This is a genomic window from Bartonella sp. B17 (assembly GCF_053795755.1).
On record NZ_CP200032.1, the window covers coordinates 1547179 to 1563670 of the forward strand.

The window sequence follows — 16492 nt, forward strand, 5'->3', positions numbered from 1 at the left end:
ATTAATCCGAAAAGCTCGAAGCTATCGCCAAGCGTTGTTGTCTAGCATGACGTTCAAGAGCTTGATTAACAGCAGCATGAATGTCATTAGGAGAGCCACTTCCTCCCGAAATATTCAAATTGCTAATCGTGATAGAAGCATCTATTTCAGAAGGCTTATGAACCATGATTGGTTCAGAAATGTTAACAGCTTCAGCTTTTATTTTTGTCGTTTCAATTGAGTGATTACTGTTTTGTTGTTTAGGTGGAGTATTGGTAACAACTGTTGCATCGGCTATTCTCTTTACGCGTGCACCAGTTTCTTCAGTAAGATTTTTAATAGTCTCAGTTGAATTTTCGTTGATTGTAGCGCTAAAACCTAGCTTTTGTTGCATCCAATTTGGCATCCAGCTCGTCAATTTTTTAACCGCACCGTCAAGCCAATCGGACATCGTCTGCCATGCGCTTTTTATGCCATCCAAAAGTCCGCTAATCAGGTTAGCGCCTGCTTTGACCAAACTAAGCCCACAAAACCAATTAATAAATCCGCTGATTATATTTGCAAAAAAGTTCCATAACGCACCAAGAGACGTTATGATTTTATTCCAATGCTTATAAAGAAAATACCCCGCAGTCACGAGCAAGAAAATTCCGTTTACGCCTGGTATGAATAACGCAAGCAAAGCGCGTGAAAAGTTACCAACACTGCTGGTAATAGAGTCAAAAAAATGATCAAGATATTCAATGACCTGATCCCAATTCTTGTAAAAAAAATACCAAGAAATCGCAAGTGCTGCTATTGCGGCGATTATCCAGCCTATAGGTGTCGTTGCTATAGCAAAACCAAGCGTAACAAACGCTGCTCCAAGTGCAGCTAGTGATGCAATGAGTGGCCCAAAAATAAAAGAACCAAGTGCAACAAGACCAATCTTCAAGAGGGTTATTTCACCAATCAGCGGCTCCATCCACTTAAACCAGCCTTTAATCCTTTCTGTAATATTAGCAATATTCTTTCTTAAATCGGAAGCAGGATCCCATAGATCTTTAAGCACTTGTTTTAAGGATTTTGCCCATTGCGTAACCGTTGTTTGAATGAGTTCTCGGTTTTCATCAATCAATACGGAAAAGGCATCAATCAGATCGTTCATAACAGGCATGAAACGCGCCCCGATAAAACTAGCAACCCCACCTATTTTTTTCTTAAAAGCACCAAGCTTATCACTTAAATCTGCTGCATACTGTGCAACATCTGCCCCTATAAGCCATTTCCCCTTTCTTGCCTTTGCAAAAAGCTCTTTGATGGGCTCCATGCCTTGCGACAGCATGGTAGCCATTTCCTTGCCATCCCCACCAAAAAGCAGAGCCGCAATCTGTTGTCTTTGTGCTTGATTGTGCATCTTGCTCATCTTGTCGGTAATTTCTTCCAACAAAACTAAATTTGATTTAAGCTTCCCTGAAGCATCTTTGACAGAAATGCCAAGTGCCTCAAATCCCATAATACCTCTTCTTTGCCCTGCATATGCTTGTGCAGAACGCCTATTTAGCACCGCTAAAGATTGTTGAAAGAGTTCAGCAGAAGTCCCCGAATTATCCGCTGCATCACCCCATAATTGAAGTGCTGCAACACTCATGCCTAAATGCCGCGACGCATGGTAAAGACTATCCCCCATATGCATGGTTTTCATAGTGACAGCACTCAAACTTGCCACCAAACCACCACCAGCAATTCCTAAAGCACCAGAAAAGACCGCTGTGCGACTTGCCGCTGTGCCAAGGGCACTTTGAACACCCTTAAGACTTGCCGTCATCTTTGTTACCGCAGCAGAAAAGCGAGGCACACCCAACTTATGCGATAATTTCTCTGACAACTCTTTAAACTGCTTCTGCACACGCTTAAGAGGTGCGGTGATTTTATCCTCAAGCGTTAATCTTACCTTTGCGTCAGCAACTTTTTTGCTCATTTTGTTTATACCTTTCTGCGGCTTTTTTTCGCCAAAAGATTAACTCTTGCGGTTCCATTTCCAGCATGTCTGACAGTGGCCAATGAAAAACGATCGCTATATCTGCTATCAGTTTAGCGGCGGTCTCCCAGTCGAGGTATCCCGCCGCTTGATAAAAGATTCTAAAATCTCTCCAATGCTCGACAAATCTTCAATATCCAGTTCTCCAACCGCTTCATATGGCCATTCAGAAAGACGCGCGATCATTGCTATCGTTTGCTCGATCCCTTCCTTTTTATCAATCGCTTGCAAATCCTTTGTTTTCGCACGCCGTAAAGTGATTTCTGTATGTTCTTTTCCTTCAAATTTAACGGGAACAAGTAATTGATGGGTCATGCTTGGTTGTGTTGCCATTTTTATAATCCTAAAAGTTCTCTGTGTTTTGCTAATTGATCGACACCATTGAATTTTCTGACCATGTTGATCGCATCGATCTCGACAACCTCAACGTCCTTCTGAACATATTTGAAGTAATGCAATGTGAATGTCGCTGTAGACGTTGCTTTACTGCTTGGCTGCCATTCTGCCATTTCAAAACCTTTGCAAAGCCCTCGCATGGTGATGACCACCCCTTCTGCTGGTGTACCTTGCGCTTGCATCGAACTTCGCAAGGAGATGTCAACATCAGACCGTCCCAATTGCGTCATAAGCTCTGGAGAACAATCAGAAATGGTCATGGTCAGTGTTAAAACCTCAAGTCCCAGATCAAGCTCAATGGGCACATCCATGCCGCCGCCACGGTAACTTTCAACAACGAGGTTCAAATTCGGCAAAGTCACGCTTTCACACTTTGCCTGATAAGGAATGCCATCGACATAAATGTTAAAATATTTCAAAATCCGCGGTAAAATTGGTACAGCCATCAAGCAATCTCCTCTAAATAATCATTGGTAATGCGTGAACGGAAAGTGATGTGTTCTGCTGGTGTTGTCGGTGTAAATTCAACATTGAAATAAACTTTGCCGTCTTCGATAGCACTTGCTGTATTAAGCTCTGTATCAGGGGCGCAGCGCCCTCCAAGAATTGCCCCTTGTGCTTTTAAATCGCGCAAATAGGCATTGACGCTTTCGCTGACATCGCTCAGGTAGGTTGTTTTGATATTCCTATCGACAGCCCACAGATGCCCACGCAAAATGGCATCGTTAATCATATCCGCAGTTCTCACCACCGATAAAAAAGCAAATTTTGTATCACTTGAAAGCGTGCGGTTTCCCCATAAGCGATAACCGTTTTCGCGGATAATGGTTGTGATGTTTTGTTCATTGAGAAGATTGGCACGGCTAGATCTGTCCCCAATGGAAAAATCAATCGGGCGCGCGACACCAACAATTCCATTGATGACTTTATTTGAAGGAGAATGCCAGAAACCATGCGTGAAATCTGTTTTGGCTATAACACCTGCAAATGCTGCACTTGCAGGCTCTTCTGAGATGTTTCCATTACGATTCACATGCACAAAAGGATCAATGATGATAGCGCGCTTTGAATCAAAATCCTTTGCCACAGACAAAGCTGCTTCATCCATTGTGTTTGGTGCATCAATCACCACAATAGCACGCAGACGTTCAGCGATACCAAGAAGCTCTGCTGCTACAGGATTAGAGGTTGCTTTGGTTTCAGCTATAGCTGTAGCACCAGTTCCGTCACCTTCAATTGTTACACTTGGTGCAGTTTGGTAATCAAGACCATGCTCTTTGATGACAACAGAGGTGATTTTCCCGTCTGAAATAATCGCCTCTGCCTTCGCTCCACCTGCAATTTTAACCGTCGCTTGGCTATAACCGCTACCTTGGTTCGTAACGTTAATTTTGCTAAGGGTTACAGGACGCTTATGTGTAAAGCCTGGAGCGACCAAAATACGTGGCGTTTGCCCAAGAAGTGATTGCGCTCCAATCAAAGCATGGACACCTTCATAAGCACCATTGGCATTGACACCACCAAGAACATTAGCCAATGTTGTGTGTTCGTTATCGCCTTCCTCCACCCGTACGACAACAACAATGGCACCCACTTGCTTGAAAATCAGATCAAGAGCATTTGGCAAAGTCCCGCGTCGCTTGCCTATTTTATCAAGTTTGGCTGCTTGTAAGAGTGATCCTGACACCAAAACTGGTGTATTGAGCGGAAATGCTTGTGCATCCGCATCGGGTGCAGTCCCCACAATCCCGATAACGGCTGATTGAGCCGTACGAAGTGAGCGCGTACCGTCATCGGACTCGATAACTTCAACGCCGTGCAAAAAACCTGCTGCCATTTCTATGCTCCTTTTAATAATTGGCTAATTTAATGAATGGGAAAAATAAGGGGTGAAGTGCTGCTCTTGAGAACAATTTGACAATATACATAATATACGTATATTATGTAGTATGGGTATTTAGAGAGGCACAGAGTATGAAAAAATACAGTTTTACAGATGTGAACCGTGGCGCAGGCAATATTTTAGATGAAGCTATGTCTACGCCTGTAGCTTTAACGAAACGAGGACGTGAAAAGATCATCATGCTTCCCATCAATTTATATAATGAATTAATAAAACCTCGTTCTGCTGCACAATCTTTTGTCTATACAGATGCACCTAAGGATATATTAGACGACTTAGATCGTGGTTTAGATGATATTTTAAATGGCGATGAACATGTTTAAAGCAGGTGATGTTGTTCGATATTATTATTTGTGGCATACACAAGCGCAAAATGGAGAACATTCAGGACGGAAAGCGCGTCCTGCTTGTGTAATGGTTAAAACTGAAAGCCATCTTTTTTTGTTTCCGATTACTTCTCAAGAACCCCATACTTTGCAATTTAGCTTAAAAATACCTGAGATAGAATGTAAGCGTGTGGGCTTACAAAAACCATCTTGGGTGCGTGTTGATGAATTTAATGTTATTCCTTGTGGTGCTGTTTTTGATTTTGAAGATTTGAAACCACAAGGATGTTTTAGCCGTGCCTTCCTGCGTAAAATTGCACTTAAAATTAAGGAAGTTAAAGCAATAAAACCACTTGGAAAAGTTTCTAGACATTGAATCACTCACGCATAATTAAAAACACGTGCACCAACAGTTTAACATCTTGCTGGAAAGCCTGATCCATTATCCGAAAACCTCATGATTTGATGGCATAAACAACCGTTGCATTCACAGGTCGTGTTTCTACTTCACCCGTTGAAGAAAGGGTGATTTTATGCGTGTGGGCACCACTAAGTTCTGTTATTCCTGAGTTTTTAAAATTACCAAAAGCAGGATTCCTACCACCTATTGAACCAGCTCCTCTAGAAGTGTCCCAATAATAAAACTTGTGTGTATGCTCGCCTGCCTCTTCAATGGTGCAAGCATGCGTATGCGATTTTATGCTGTCTTTTTGTTCGGTTGCAAAATCTCTTTCTAGGTCTAAACCACGACCATCATCAAAGCCACGTAAAAACATTCCTCTAAAATCAGGAACTTTAAAGGTTGTCTCACTGTCGGCTCCCCATTGATCCCCTATTGCCTCAAATAATTGCGGATAATCTTTGCGCTCATAGGTCGCACCATCACATAAAAGCCAACCACTTGGCACTTTCTGCATGGCAAATGTAGCAATGAATCCAGCGGGAAAAATTGCCTTCATTTTTTGCTGAATGTCATCATAGATTTCCTGAAGTGCCGCAGCAGCTTCATCCTTTGTGGAATAAGTCTCCTCAAGTCCAACAATATCTTCCATTTTATGTTGGTGCGCCCCCAACAGCGATTTAGCACTACCAAAAGTAAAACGATTATTGCTTGACTTGTAGAGAACATAATTATTAGCCGCATCTTGTGCACCTTCGACATCTGCTAACTCAGAGAGTGCAAAACTTTTCTCCGCAGGCATCTTGTCTTTGAGAGCTGTCTCAAGACCTGTAACATCGCTTATCATATGTATATGTTGTGAAGGTGCTTTTTCGTTTGCTTGTTCTTCAATATCCGCAATGGCTTGGTCAATTTTTGTGAGGTTTTCACGCAAAATTGGAAATTCAGAACTGATAAAACGACCTTCTTGAGGCAATTCCATCTCTAACTTTTTTGTTTTTGCCATCTTTTTCTCCAATTACAGTATGCCTGCACCAAAATCACGCACCATCGAGCGCGCTGCAGGGCTACCCGTAAGTGTTAATTTCAACCGTGCTTGTTTGGCTGTTTTGTTATCACTGATAAATTTTCGCTCCACCCAAAGCGGTTCAGCAAGTTGCTCTGTCTCCTCCAACTTCAACGGAACAAAAGCACCATCATCGAATTGAATATCCATGCTGAAGGATGAACCACCCGGCAAAAAGCTTTTGATATAACTGGTGAGCTTTGATCTTTCACCAAAAGCAAAAGCGCGAGTAACATAGGTGGCTTGCTTGTTAATTTTTCCGGCAATCAATTGAACTGGAGCAAATAACACAGGCGAGAGCTTTTCAGTCCCCTTGAGAACAGCACGGAGTTGAACTTTTTCGCTGATATATTCTGTTAAACTGAGTAATTGAAACGGGAGAAGCTGGTAGACTGTGCCATTGTTTCTTTCAATCTCAAACACAACAGAACAATCACTGGAAGGCAATTCTATTGCTGCCCGCACTTGTAAATCTGAGCAATCAACAAGATCGAACTCTCCTAAATCGACAACTTTTTCTGTTTGTGTATAACGTGCTGCTAACACACGAAAGGTTAAGGCCTCATCTTGATGGGCTGTCCAGCTTCGCGCATTAACAGAAGAAAAACGCGGACCCGTTACATAAGGGTGGCTTGAGACAACTCTTTGCTTTTCTTCGTCAAAATCTCCAAGTTTGGCTAAAGCAATAGAGTGATTACCGTCATCGGTCTTAATGACAAACGCTGTTAAGCGATCATTAGACACTGTCAATGGTATATCATAGCGTGCCCCCACCCAACCTGTCTTTGCCTCGTTCATGGAATAAAATGTTTGCGCTTGAATATCAGCTGTAGGAGTGCCATTTTCTGTCGTCACTAAATCAATCACCAAATCATGCGCGGGATCACCAATTTTACAAAGGTAAAAATCAACACCGGTTATTTGCCGTGTTTCATCGGGGATGAACACTTGCGCTTGCGGATCAAATTGTGTCCATATCCGCACCGTTGTTGTCCGCCGCATGACTTGGACATCAATCACGCCTTGCCCTGTAAAAAGACCCGTTGCAGTTGTTCCCCCTTTGCCCCGCGCCACAACATTTTTTGTTCCTGCAGTAATGTTTTCAGGAATCTTCAATGTCCCTTCAAGGGTTCCCTTGGCATCAGCAACGAGACGACTCTTTGGCAAAACATTGACGCCATCAAAGGTCAAGCTTTCCAAGATTTCTCCTTTGCCAAAACCTTCAATTTTAAAGCCAAGGTCAATTGGTCTTAAGAATTCTATTTGCTCTTGGTGGGCATTGACCAATTCATCTTTTGTTTCTGTTGTTCGGATAGTGCTGCCACGATGCCAACCCACATTCAATTGATTGGTCACACTTGAAAGCCAATCGGTGCGCTGTACATGCCAAAAATCTGTAGCGGGGTTCAGGGTGAGCCTACCGGGAAGTGGTGCAAAATTTTGATAAGGATTGATTTTTTCGCAAGCCGTCCTCAATTCTTGTGCAATGATGACTTCATTGTCCCAATCAAGGGTGACAGGAGAGTGTAAAGGAGCAGTGTAAAATGTTGGCTCAATGGCAAGCTGTAAAATGCCATACCCAATGGCACCTGTTTGCGAAAATCCCTCATCTCTGTAAGAGTCATCAAGGAAAGGATCGACAAACATTCCTTTTTTTGCAACAGGCTCTTTTGCATCAACATTGCTTTTAATCCGCTCTAACTGCATGAGACGGTCAAGGGAGAGAACACGCTGAAAATAGCGCCACATCTCATCATAAGGAGCAACCCGGGTGCCGTCATTTTTGACAACGGGCACATCCATCCAATTATTGGTGATTGTCGCTAAAGACAACACATCATCAGGAACACTGGGTGCCATGGGGTCATCAGCTGAAACCCCTTTGATATAAACCACTGTGCCTTGCGTATTTAGACCAATCCGATCAATCCGTGGTAATTTATACGTATAACTGACAATGATATCACCCCCTTGTGCACCATCTGAAACAGTCATTTCTCGTGCTGTCACTTTATCAGCGGTAATTGGTGAACGATAGTGGTAGGTTACAGTGTAAACACTTCCCGGAAGAGGCTCATCACCAGCCAGCCCCCAATCAATCGTGTCACCGGTTTTTTTAAAATCAGTGCCTTCTTTAAACTCCTTGTTCCCTTGGATGACTTTAAGAAACGACGTGATACTTTTATCAGGCACGCCATCGCGTCCTGAAGCCACTGCACCCCGTGTTACATTCATAGTTTTTTCTTTGGTCAGCAAAAGAGAATGAATGGTGGCAACAGGAAAGTAATAGGGTTTAAAGGTAAAACTTGTTTCCCCTTGCTTTGGGGAAAAAATATGCGTTTCACTTGGAACAACCCCTTCAGAAAAATCTTCCAGTTTCTCGTATCTCAAAGCCGCAAGACGCTTGCGTTTAAAACCATTAATATTGGCTTCCCCTTCTTGAATACTGAAAACTTGGCTTTGTTCCTTTTTGCCCAAAGCTGTTACGCGGCAACCCCTGACAATATAGTGTCCATGGGCGCGATCGTAGGTTGCAATGGCTTGCATCGCCGGCTCAAGCAGTGATGGCGATTTTTGATCAATCAAAATGCCATCTTGCAGCACATAAACAGGGAAAAAAGCCCCTTCTTGAGGATCCTCTTTAAGTGCCCAGACCAGCTTGACGGTCTCGCGTGCTGCCCCTGGTTCACCTTCTGCCAATGTTCCCGCAACTTGACCCAACAACTGGGGATCATCCTCATGTGTGATCCACTGCTTTTGCAGTTTCACACCGATTTCAATGCGACCAACCATGGAAACATTCTCTAAAACAGCTCCTGAGACTGGAAAAATATCCCCTGCAATAAAAATCTTACCATCCGTTAAAGTAACAGTTTGGCTGTCTTTGTTTACAAAAGCATCAGCACGCTCAATGCGATCACCTTCTTTTGCCACCAATCGTCCTAAGCGATCATGACGCCCTCTGATGATTGTTTGCATCTCGTTCAACTCGCCGCTTTGAAGAAAAGAACGCTCTCCATAAAACACAACACTTTGTTGTTCATTTCTGCCCACAGACCTATCGATTGCGGATGGCAAACCACTTTCATGTTGCATGTTAAAACTCCAGTAAAATATTAAATTGTTCCCGAACATCGGCACGTAAAAGAATATTGAGGGAAGTTTTGAGTATCTCAACACCACCAGTAAGTTCATCTGCTCTAAGCCACAGCTTTCCCAAAGGCACATCTTTTGCAGGTGTGGCATGCACCAGAACAGAAACAGAAGCCGCTTGCCTACCATCAACATCATGAAAATCTGTCCGAGCAGCCATTAAGACCATTGTGCCGGTTGTTGAGGGCTTCAATCTCTCACCTGAATGGCTATAAACCCCATCTAATGCCTGTTCCACAGGCTGGACAATGTTGCATCGGCGAATGCCAATGACAGCATCATTCGTATCCCTCAAGACAAAATAAAGAGTTCGATTTCTAAACCACTGTGCCATCAGGATTCCACGTTTGGTGTTATCCACAGAATGCCAAGGAAAATTCGCCATTTCCCACGGATAATCAATCTCATTCCAGCTTAATTCTTCTTCAGTCTTATCAGTCCAATTACCAATAAGTGTGCCTTCTTCTTTTGTTAAAAGGTGTTTCTTAAATGTACTCTGACCAAAGGAAAATAAGGTGTCATCAGCGGTCATCCGCACACCGCTTTCACGTTCAAGCAGCGCATTGTCTAGTCTTGACATGTTCTCTTCGACAGCTCCAACGCTATACCCATGAGTGACGCGTCGAAAATCAGAACGCAAACTTTTAGACAGGTTTGTAATCGCCACAATTGCTTCGAGACTGCTTTGTTCAGGTAAACGATCAAAATTAAGCTGGAAGGAATTCCACCAGACACGCCCTGTCCATGCTGCTATAAAATGGGCTGAAAGCTCTAACCACTTTAGCCCCATAGCGATAGCTGCTAACGATCCACGTACCTGCTGCCATTTGGAACCTGTATCAAGCAAGTCATAAAGATTTGGAACATAAGGGGTTAACTCACCAAGCCCGTATTCTTCAATCAGCCACGGCAAAAAGCTTGGTGGACGGATTAGAAGCTTTGAACGTGAAATCCCCGAAATAATATCATCAACATCTTTATGAAAGTCACAAGCATTCGCAAGGCTTTTTTCAAATTCTGTTGCATTGGTTGGAAGTAAATATCCAACCATTAACGTGCCCTACCCTTAAAATTTAATGTAATTTTGCCAAGCGATAACACTTCCTCAGCTGAAACAGCAATATCCTTTATTGGCTCCAAAGCAAGGATTTTCTGCACACCAGGAATCATCAATTTTGACACCCACCATGATAAACTTAACTCGCGACCAAGAGTTTGTTCTTGCCTCCATGCCGCTCTTAAATTTGCTTCCATTTGTGCTAAAATTGTCAGGGCTGTTTCTTGCAACAGCCAAACATCGGCTTCCAAAGCTATAACCTTAGCTACAGCCGCATGAACAACAATCGTATCATTGGTCATAATCACATTCTTTTTGTGAAGCGCTTCCGAAACCTTCTTGATAAGCTCTTGACTGGCTGTTTCTTCATTGTTGCTGAAAATAGCAACATGAATGGTTGGGTCTTTCCCTGTACGATAAACAATGGCATCTTTAACGCGACTGTCTGCTGACAGAGCCACAAATTTGTAATAAGGCTCTGTCCCACTCCCTTTGCCACCACGGACATGAAGCCTGATACGTTCACGGTATTTATCATCACTTTCCTCTTCCATTCGGTAAACACCGTGCCAATCTCCCAAAGCATCAAGAGAAGTGCCCGTTGCAAAATCAAGAATGTTGTTGCGTACTGCTTCATTAATGCGTTGTCTTAAAAGCAGTTCTCTATAGCTAAAAGCCTCAATGACTTTTAAAGCTGGATCACTTTCAAGAAACGTGTAATTTGGTAACTGTTCTTTTAAATGCGCAAGACTTGCTGCACGGATTTCCTCAAAAGAAAGTTCCGAGAGAATTTCAGGTTTAACAAAGGTTTGACTCATTTTATCAGCAACCCTTCCATGGCAATGGGTTTGCCTGAAGGCAAATAAATTCCTGTAAACGACAAGGAAACTTTTCCAGCCTCAACCAATTTCAAGTCAATCTCTTTAAGTTTAAAACGCGGTTCCCACTGATCTAAAGCCTCCGCAATCGCCGCATAAAGCAAAACCGCAAAAGCGTCATTAACGGGGGCATCAATCAGTTCAGGAACCCGTGAACCATAATCCCGCCGCATCACACGCGTGCCAATCCGTGTGGACAAAATATCAAGGATCGATTGACGTAAGTGATCGATACCAGAAAGCAACTTTCCTGTTGTGCGATCCATTCCTCTGTTCACTTTGGAACTCCTGTTATGGAACTACCAGAGGCAACACCACTATGAACGTGAGAGGCGCCTATATTTTTACCGCTATGGGTCAAGGAGCTGCTCTTTATTGAAACATCCCCACCAGCTTTCAGAGAAAGATTGCCCTCTGCGCTTAAACGCATGTCCCCTTCTGAAGCAATTTTAAGACCATCAGGGGCTGTAAGCTCTAACATGCCACCCTCTCCTTTAACGCAAACGCCATCAGAAATCGTGAGGATAAACTTTCCTCCTGATTTAATGGAGAGGGCATAAGTATTTTGTTCATCATCATATTCAATGGTTGTCCCGTCAGGATAGATGGTTTTGTGAAGACTCCCTTTATCAACTGCTTGGGTCTCATCGGTATGAATGGAACCAATAATCACCCCTTGCGATAAATCTCCCGATGACGACACAACAACAACTTGCTCGCCAACATCACGTCCTTCATAAGAACGGGTTTTTCCAGCACGGGCTTGTGTATCTGGAATCCAGTCACTGACCAAAGTGCCACTTCTTACTCGATAACGGGTGTTTTTATAATCCGCATGGCTAATCTTGCCCACAACAACCATATTAGCCACACGCCTTTTTAAATCTGTGATTTCCTTGTCGCGTCTCTCAAGCATGAAACCCCTCAATCTTTTGATATTTATCTTCGTTTTTTCTCCCCGTTTCGGGAGCAAAACCAACAAAAGGCTCAACAAGTCTTGCTTCTATACTTCCTTCATCTGCATCAGGAATATTCGTTACGTAAGTGACTTCAAAAGTTAAAATGGCTCCATGAAGTGCTAAAGCACCATTATCGCCAAAGGCAAAAGCAATATTCTGTAACCGACAGCTCTCAACCCTATTGTTTAAATTGGGATTACTATAAAAGATGTTCTCAACTTCCCATGCCAACTGATCTACACAGCGTGCACCATCTTCTTGCGTTGCGTAACATTCAACATCAACGGTTAAAATACGCCGCCGTAATCCATAATCATGCCCCTGTTCCAGTGTTTCGTTTTGTGTGGACACATTAATGGCAGGCATGCTCTCAACAGAGAAATTAAAATCCCGCATATTGAAAACATTCTCACAAGCAACTGTTTTTGCTGCTTTTATCAAGGCAACAAAGCTTGCTCTTATCGTCTCTCTCGGGGGCATCAATGCTCCTGTTTAATAAGTTGATTTTATTATATTTTGTAGATATGTTTTATGAGCAGCCGTTAACATGCAGTACAAGGAAATCAGCCTTTATGAAGACCTCAAAATTAAAACAAATGCCTGTTTTTAAAACGGATGCAGAAGCAGAAAACTTTGTTGATACTGCTGATCTTACTGATTATGATTTAACTGGCTTTAAACCTGTTCGTTTTGAGCTTTTATCTAAAAAAGATCATCCAAATTAATTCTATCTCTATGAAAAGAGCTAAGCATGAACAATAACCATTATACGTATCGTGTTTTGTGGTCACAAGAAGATGAAAAATATATTGGTTTATGTGCTGAATTTCCATCTCTTTCATGGTTAAGCAATCAAGAAGAAAATGCTTTAAAAGGCATTATGAACCTCGTTTCAGAAATTGTTAAAGACATGCAACGCAATGGAGAAGATGTTCCTATTCCTTTATCACAATAGGTATATTTATCTCCCCCTGCGTTAATGAACCTCCCCACTTAAAAATAGAGAGGATATTTTATGTTTTTAAGCTACTTTTTTAAGTGGATTTTCTAAAACGCGTTTTGCTTCTGCAATTAAGGCTTTATAGTGTTTGTTCTCTTCATCCACCTTAAAAGCATCAACAAGACGCTTATGAATTGGCCCCAAAAGATACAAAGTCTTTTCAGCAGGTCTCATATCATCCCAATAACTTGGTAAATCAAATCGTGTATCACGGTCATTATCAATCAATTGGTTTTTTAACTTTTTCTCACACTCAATGAAGTAACGACGTGCTTGACGTCCTTTTTCATTCCGTTCAACCATGGCAAGTTCTTTCGCCATGTCGAGTGTGAGGTGGTATTCCTTAGAAGGACGTCCTCCTTGAGAGTTTTCGCCAAAATTGGCGAAAACTATATAATCCTGATTTTCTATAAATTCGTATTTATTGATACGGTCTTTAACCCAATTGGAAAAATCTTTTCCTACTTCCAAAAACGCATGCAATTCACGTGCATTTACTGTTTGAACAGTTTCCTGATCGATGATTTGTTCTGTAATTTTTATAAGAGTGTTCATGATTGAACTCCTATCGATTAAAGGTTTTCTATTGACACTCTAGAAGAGTGCCGGGTGCTAGAAAACACGGTCGATAGTCCGTCGTTACGCTTTCCCCATAAAAGGTATTGTATAGCGTAACCACACCCGACAAGGTCATTATACGCAGCAAGCGCATGATGAGTCAAAGTCTTTAATGTGCGGAAAAGAGATTGTTTCGGCAATCTATCCGCTATCGATCTAAGGTGTTTTCTACGCACCTGAACCAACGATAGACATATTCTTGACATATTGTCAACGAATAAAATTTCCTTCCGCTCATTTTTATCTTTTACACCAAGCATCGCCTCTGGACTGGAGTAATCAATCTGTGGTGCTGATACTTGCTTCGCACGTCGCTCGCACTCGATAAAATACTGCCGTGCTTGTTTGCCTTTCTCGTTACGCTCAACCATGGCAAGTTCTTTCGCCATGTCGAGTGTGAGGTGATATTCTATACTTGGACGACCACCTTGAGGTTTTACTCTTTTTTGAGTAAAACTTACAAAGTCTTGGTTTTCTTTAAAATTATACTCTTCAATTCTTCGTATAATCCAATCATTAAAGCGCACATTAGCTTCTAGAAAATTATAAAGCTCACGCGCGTTTACCGTTTGGACAATTTCTTGCCCGATCGCTTGTTCTGATATTGGTATGAGAGCCATTGCTAACTCCTTATCGTTAGAGGTTTGTTATTGACACCCTAGAAGAGTGCCGGGCGCTAACAAACACGGCGATAAGTCCGTCGTTACACTTTCCCCTGAAAGAGTATTGTATAGTGTAACCACACCCGACAAAATCATTGTACACATGTAGTGTATCATGAGTCAAAACATTAATGAGCGGGAAAAGATTATCCGGTAATCTAACCGCTTATCGCTTAAGGTGTTTGTTAGGCACCTGAATCAACAATAGACATATTCCTGACATATTGTCAAGAAACAAAGTAAGCTTTTAAAAATAGAGATATATTATTATTTTTCCTCCCGTAAAATCAGCTTATACATTCCAGATTCAGAAGCTTGTACATCTGTTACAATGAAATGCTCTTGAGAAGAAGCGTTGCTGTTTTCAGGAGACATGACAACGACGCTATCTTGAGGCTTTGGTGGTGCCCCTCCAATGTCATTATTACAAACATCCAGCTCTTTTCTTGGGATCGTTGTATTTATTCTGCCGCCTGCTTCCGATTCTGAATGCTTGATGCTATAAATTGCTGTGATATTAAAAGACTGCCCTGTTTCTTTTCGTGTGTAGACAACAGGCTGCCCAAAGGTGTTGCGCACATCTTTTACCATTTGCTTGAGAAGCCCGTGCCATAACATTATTTCGCTCCTATAACGCCTTTAAAGAGCATTTCAGGACGTGTACAAATGTAAAGCGGATAACTGTACACTTCAGGTTTTACCCATGCGTTGCGCTCATGATCTGCTATGAGAAGGGTATAAAGAGGCTTTCCAACTGTATTAGCAAAATCTAAAGATTCCCCTGGTGCAAAGGTTTTCTGAAACACACCTGGTGTATCAACAGGAAAGAATTGACATTCATCAGGCTTAATCCCTATTGCACGTTTTGTCCCAGCTTTAGCACTAACGTTATAGTTATGAATGCTTCGGTAATTAATAAAAGTTACCCCAGCAAAATCAAAGCTGCCAAAGCTTCCTGATCCAAGAGCACTTGGTGTTGCAACGCCTCTTGTGCTATTTAACGTCTGCGCTAAAGCGGTATTTAAATAGGTTTCACGAATTGTTTTGTGGTTTTTTAATTTGGAAAAGAATTCATTTCCACAAAGCCCTATAATCCGTGAACGATCCGTAAACGCACCCTTTGATGCCTCAATCATCTTCATAATCACTTGATCGACAATATCAGCAATATCTGTCTCTTCCGTGTTTAATTTAAAATCGATGGGCTCTGGTGGTTTGATTTCCCATTCCTTATACCAATCGACAATCACTGATCCATCGGCGTCAAGGACAACGCCTTGAATAGCGCCAAGCTGCATATTCTCCCATGTCAATTCAATTTCAGAAATCAGCTTTTTTTGTTTGCGAGCGATATATTTCATCGCTACCTCAAGCTGATCCTCTGTTCCAAATTCTCGACGATTTTGGATTTCTTCTGACTTTATCGTATCACTTTTGGCAATACGGGTTGTTTTGAAAAAACGAAGATTACGCCCATCTCTATCCGCTTCAATTAAAGGGGCTCCACGTTCACTCGTTTGAATCAGCGATAAAGTATTATCACGTCTCTCTATACCAACAACCGTCGTGCTTGTCTCAACATCCTCAAAAAGATTAAGAGAGCTGATAAGGCTTGGCTGGAATTCGTAATTTTCAATCGCTTTCATCATTGTTGTGGCTGAGAAAGCGTCGTGTTTAAAAAAGTTCATGTCCATGTGCGCATTCTCCTATCGCAACATAATTTTATTTTTTTCTTCTAAAGATTGAATGGCTACTTGCTTTTGCTCATCTGTAATTGTATTCGGCCATATCAATTCAGAAGCTTTTACAGTACACAAGCGTGCTGTAATCACCGCGCGCCGATCTGTCTTTGTTACATCAACATTGGCATAAGAAATGCCTGCTGGCACTTTGCTTCCATCCACAGCTTTGGGATTAAGCGGAACATATTTTCCCGTTGCAGTCACTTTTCCCATGACAGTTCCTGCCATAATTTCCGCCCCTGATGCGAAGATAACCTCTTCATGAGATAAATCGGGATCATAACGCCCAAGATAAGCGCTATCACGAATGTCTTCATAAAAAATATCACTCAT

General features: G+C 42.1%; 21 protein-coding genes. 4 read left to right on the plus strand and 17 right to left on the minus strand.

Features of this window, described 5'->3' with window-relative positions; all coding sequences use genetic code 11:
* Window position 1: 1 nt before the first annotated feature.
* The 5 genes from V4B18_RS06925 to V4B18_RS06945 are packed head-to-tail and all read right to left on the minus strand — an operon-like array spanning window position 2 to window position 4232.
* Window positions 2-1939 carry a phage tail tape measure protein gene (locus V4B18_RS06925; protein ID WP_455475702.1) on the minus strand — a complete coding sequence of 646 codons (1938 nt, stop codon included), beginning with the start codon at window positions 1937-1939 and terminating at the stop codon, window positions 2-4.
* Window positions 1920-2099 carry a GpE family phage tail protein gene (locus V4B18_RS06930; protein ID WP_455476547.1) on the minus strand — a complete coding sequence of 60 codons (180 nt, stop codon included), beginning with the start codon at window positions 2097-2099 and terminating at the stop codon, window positions 1920-1922. The genes V4B18_RS06925 and V4B18_RS06930 overlap by 20 nt, the downstream gene beginning before the upstream one ends.
* Complete coding sequence (locus V4B18_RS06935) at window positions 2048-2332, minus strand: phage tail assembly protein (RefSeq protein ID WP_455475508.1); 285 nt, start codon at window positions 2330-2332, stop codon at window positions 2048-2050. The genes V4B18_RS06930 and V4B18_RS06935 overlap by 52 nt, the downstream gene beginning before the upstream one ends.
* Before the next feature lie 2 nt (window positions 2333-2334).
* Window positions 2335-2841, minus strand: coding sequence for a phage major tail tube protein (locus V4B18_RS06940; protein WP_455475509.1), 507 nt, complete (start codon window positions 2839-2841; stop codon window positions 2335-2337).
* Complete coding sequence (locus V4B18_RS06945) at window positions 2841-4232, minus strand: phage tail sheath subtilisin-like domain-containing protein (protein ID WP_455475510.1); 1392 nt, start codon at window positions 4230-4232, stop codon at window positions 2841-2843. Before V4B18_RS06945 ends, V4B18_RS06940 begins: the two co-directional genes overlap by 1 nt.
* 137 nt (window positions 4233-4369) lie before the next feature.
* Here V4B18_RS06945 and V4B18_RS06950 point away from each other — a divergent pair, with 137 nt between their 5' ends.
* Together V4B18_RS06950 and V4B18_RS06955 are read left to right on the plus strand one after the other, a co-directional pair.
* Window positions 4370-4621, plus strand: coding sequence for a type II toxin-antitoxin system Phd/YefM family antitoxin (locus V4B18_RS06950; RefSeq protein WP_455475703.1), 252 nt, complete (start codon window positions 4370-4372; stop codon window positions 4619-4621).
* A complete protein-coding gene (locus tag V4B18_RS06955) occupies window positions 4602-5000 on the plus strand; it encodes a hypothetical protein (RefSeq protein ID WP_455475704.1) in 399 nt (132 codons plus the stop codon). The genes V4B18_RS06950 and V4B18_RS06955 overlap by 20 nt, the downstream gene beginning before the upstream one ends.
* Before the next feature lie 79 nt (window positions 5001-5079).
* Here V4B18_RS06955 and V4B18_RS06960 read toward each other — a convergent pair whose 3' ends face one another.
* From V4B18_RS06960 to V4B18_RS06990, 7 genes are read right to left on the minus strand one after another with little or no spacing between them, the layout of a single operon-like run.
* A complete protein-coding gene (locus tag V4B18_RS06960) occupies window positions 5080-6030 on the minus strand; it encodes a Bgr_08870 family protein (protein WP_455475513.1) in 951 nt (316 codons plus the stop codon).
* Between the two features lie 12 nt (window positions 6031-6042).
* Window positions 6043-9186 carry a DUF4815 domain-containing protein gene (locus tag V4B18_RS06965; protein WP_455475705.1) on the minus strand — a complete coding sequence of 1048 codons (3144 nt, stop codon included), beginning with the start codon at window positions 9184-9186 and terminating at the stop codon, window positions 6043-6045.
* A 1-nt stretch (window position 9187) separates the two neighbouring features.
* Complete coding sequence (locus tag V4B18_RS06970) at window positions 9188-10294, minus strand: phage tail protein (protein ID WP_455475706.1); 1107 nt, start codon at window positions 10292-10294, stop codon at window positions 9188-9190.
* Window positions 10294-11118: a baseplate J/gp47 family protein gene (locus V4B18_RS06975; RefSeq protein ID WP_455475516.1), complete on the minus strand. Its 825-nt coding sequence runs from the start codon at window positions 11116-11118 to the stop codon at window positions 10294-10296. Before V4B18_RS06975 ends, V4B18_RS06970 begins: the two co-directional genes overlap by 1 nt.
* The gene (locus V4B18_RS06980; protein WP_455475517.1) at window positions 11115-11456 is read right to left on the minus strand and encodes a GPW/gp25 family protein; all 342 of its coding nucleotides are present in this window, start codon (window positions 11454-11456) and stop codon (window positions 11115-11117) included. The genes V4B18_RS06975 and V4B18_RS06980 overlap by 4 nt, the downstream gene beginning before the upstream one ends.
* The gene (locus V4B18_RS06985; protein ID WP_455475707.1) at window positions 11453-12094 is read right to left on the minus strand and encodes a phage baseplate assembly protein V; all 642 of its coding nucleotides are present in this window, start codon (window positions 12092-12094) and stop codon (window positions 11453-11455) included. The genes V4B18_RS06980 and V4B18_RS06985 overlap by 4 nt, the downstream gene beginning before the upstream one ends.
* Window positions 12087-12617, minus strand: coding sequence for a hypothetical protein (locus tag V4B18_RS06990; RefSeq protein WP_455475708.1), 531 nt, complete (start codon window positions 12615-12617; stop codon window positions 12087-12089). Before V4B18_RS06990 ends, V4B18_RS06985 begins: the two co-directional genes overlap by 8 nt.
* Before the next feature lie 92 nt (window positions 12618-12709).
* Here V4B18_RS06990 and V4B18_RS06995 point away from each other — a divergent pair, with 92 nt between their 5' ends.
* The gene (locus tag V4B18_RS06995; protein WP_455475709.1) at window positions 12710-12862 is read left to right on the plus strand and encodes a CopG family antitoxin; all 153 of its coding nucleotides are present in this window, start codon (window positions 12710-12712) and stop codon (window positions 12860-12862) included.
* Between the two features lie 26 nt (window positions 12863-12888).
* On the plus strand, window positions 12889-13092 hold the full coding sequence (locus V4B18_RS07000) for a hypothetical protein (protein WP_455475710.1): 204 nt from the start codon (window positions 12889-12891) through the stop codon (window positions 13090-13092).
* 66 nt (window positions 13093-13158) lie between these two features.
* On the opposite strand, the gene V4B18_RS07005 is transcribed toward V4B18_RS07000, so the two are convergent.
* The 5 genes from V4B18_RS07005 to V4B18_RS07025 form a co-directional block, all read right to left on the minus strand.
* On the minus strand, window positions 13159-13692 hold the full coding sequence (locus tag V4B18_RS07005) for an antA/AntB antirepressor family protein (RefSeq protein ID WP_455475711.1): 534 nt from the start codon (window positions 13690-13692) through the stop codon (window positions 13159-13161).
* A 17-nt stretch (window positions 13693-13709) separates the two neighbouring features.
* On the minus strand, window positions 13710-14375 hold the full coding sequence (locus tag V4B18_RS07010) for an antA/AntB antirepressor family protein (RefSeq protein ID WP_455475712.1): 666 nt from the start codon (window positions 14373-14375) through the stop codon (window positions 13710-13712).
* 309 nt (window positions 14376-14684) lie between these two features.
* Complete coding sequence (locus V4B18_RS07015; RefSeq protein WP_455475713.1) at window positions 14685-15035, minus strand: head-tail joining protein; 351 nt, start codon at window positions 15033-15035, stop codon at window positions 14685-14687.
* Window positions 15035-16111, minus strand: coding sequence for a major capsid protein (locus tag V4B18_RS07020; RefSeq protein ID WP_455475714.1), 1077 nt, complete (start codon window positions 16109-16111; stop codon window positions 15035-15037). The genes V4B18_RS07015 and V4B18_RS07020 overlap by 1 nt, the downstream gene beginning before the upstream one ends.
* A gap of 12 nt (window positions 16112-16123) precedes the next feature.
* Window positions 16124-16492, minus strand: a complete 369-nt coding sequence (locus tag V4B18_RS07025) for a head decoration protein (RefSeq protein WP_455475715.1) — start codon at window positions 16490-16492, stop codon at window positions 16124-16126.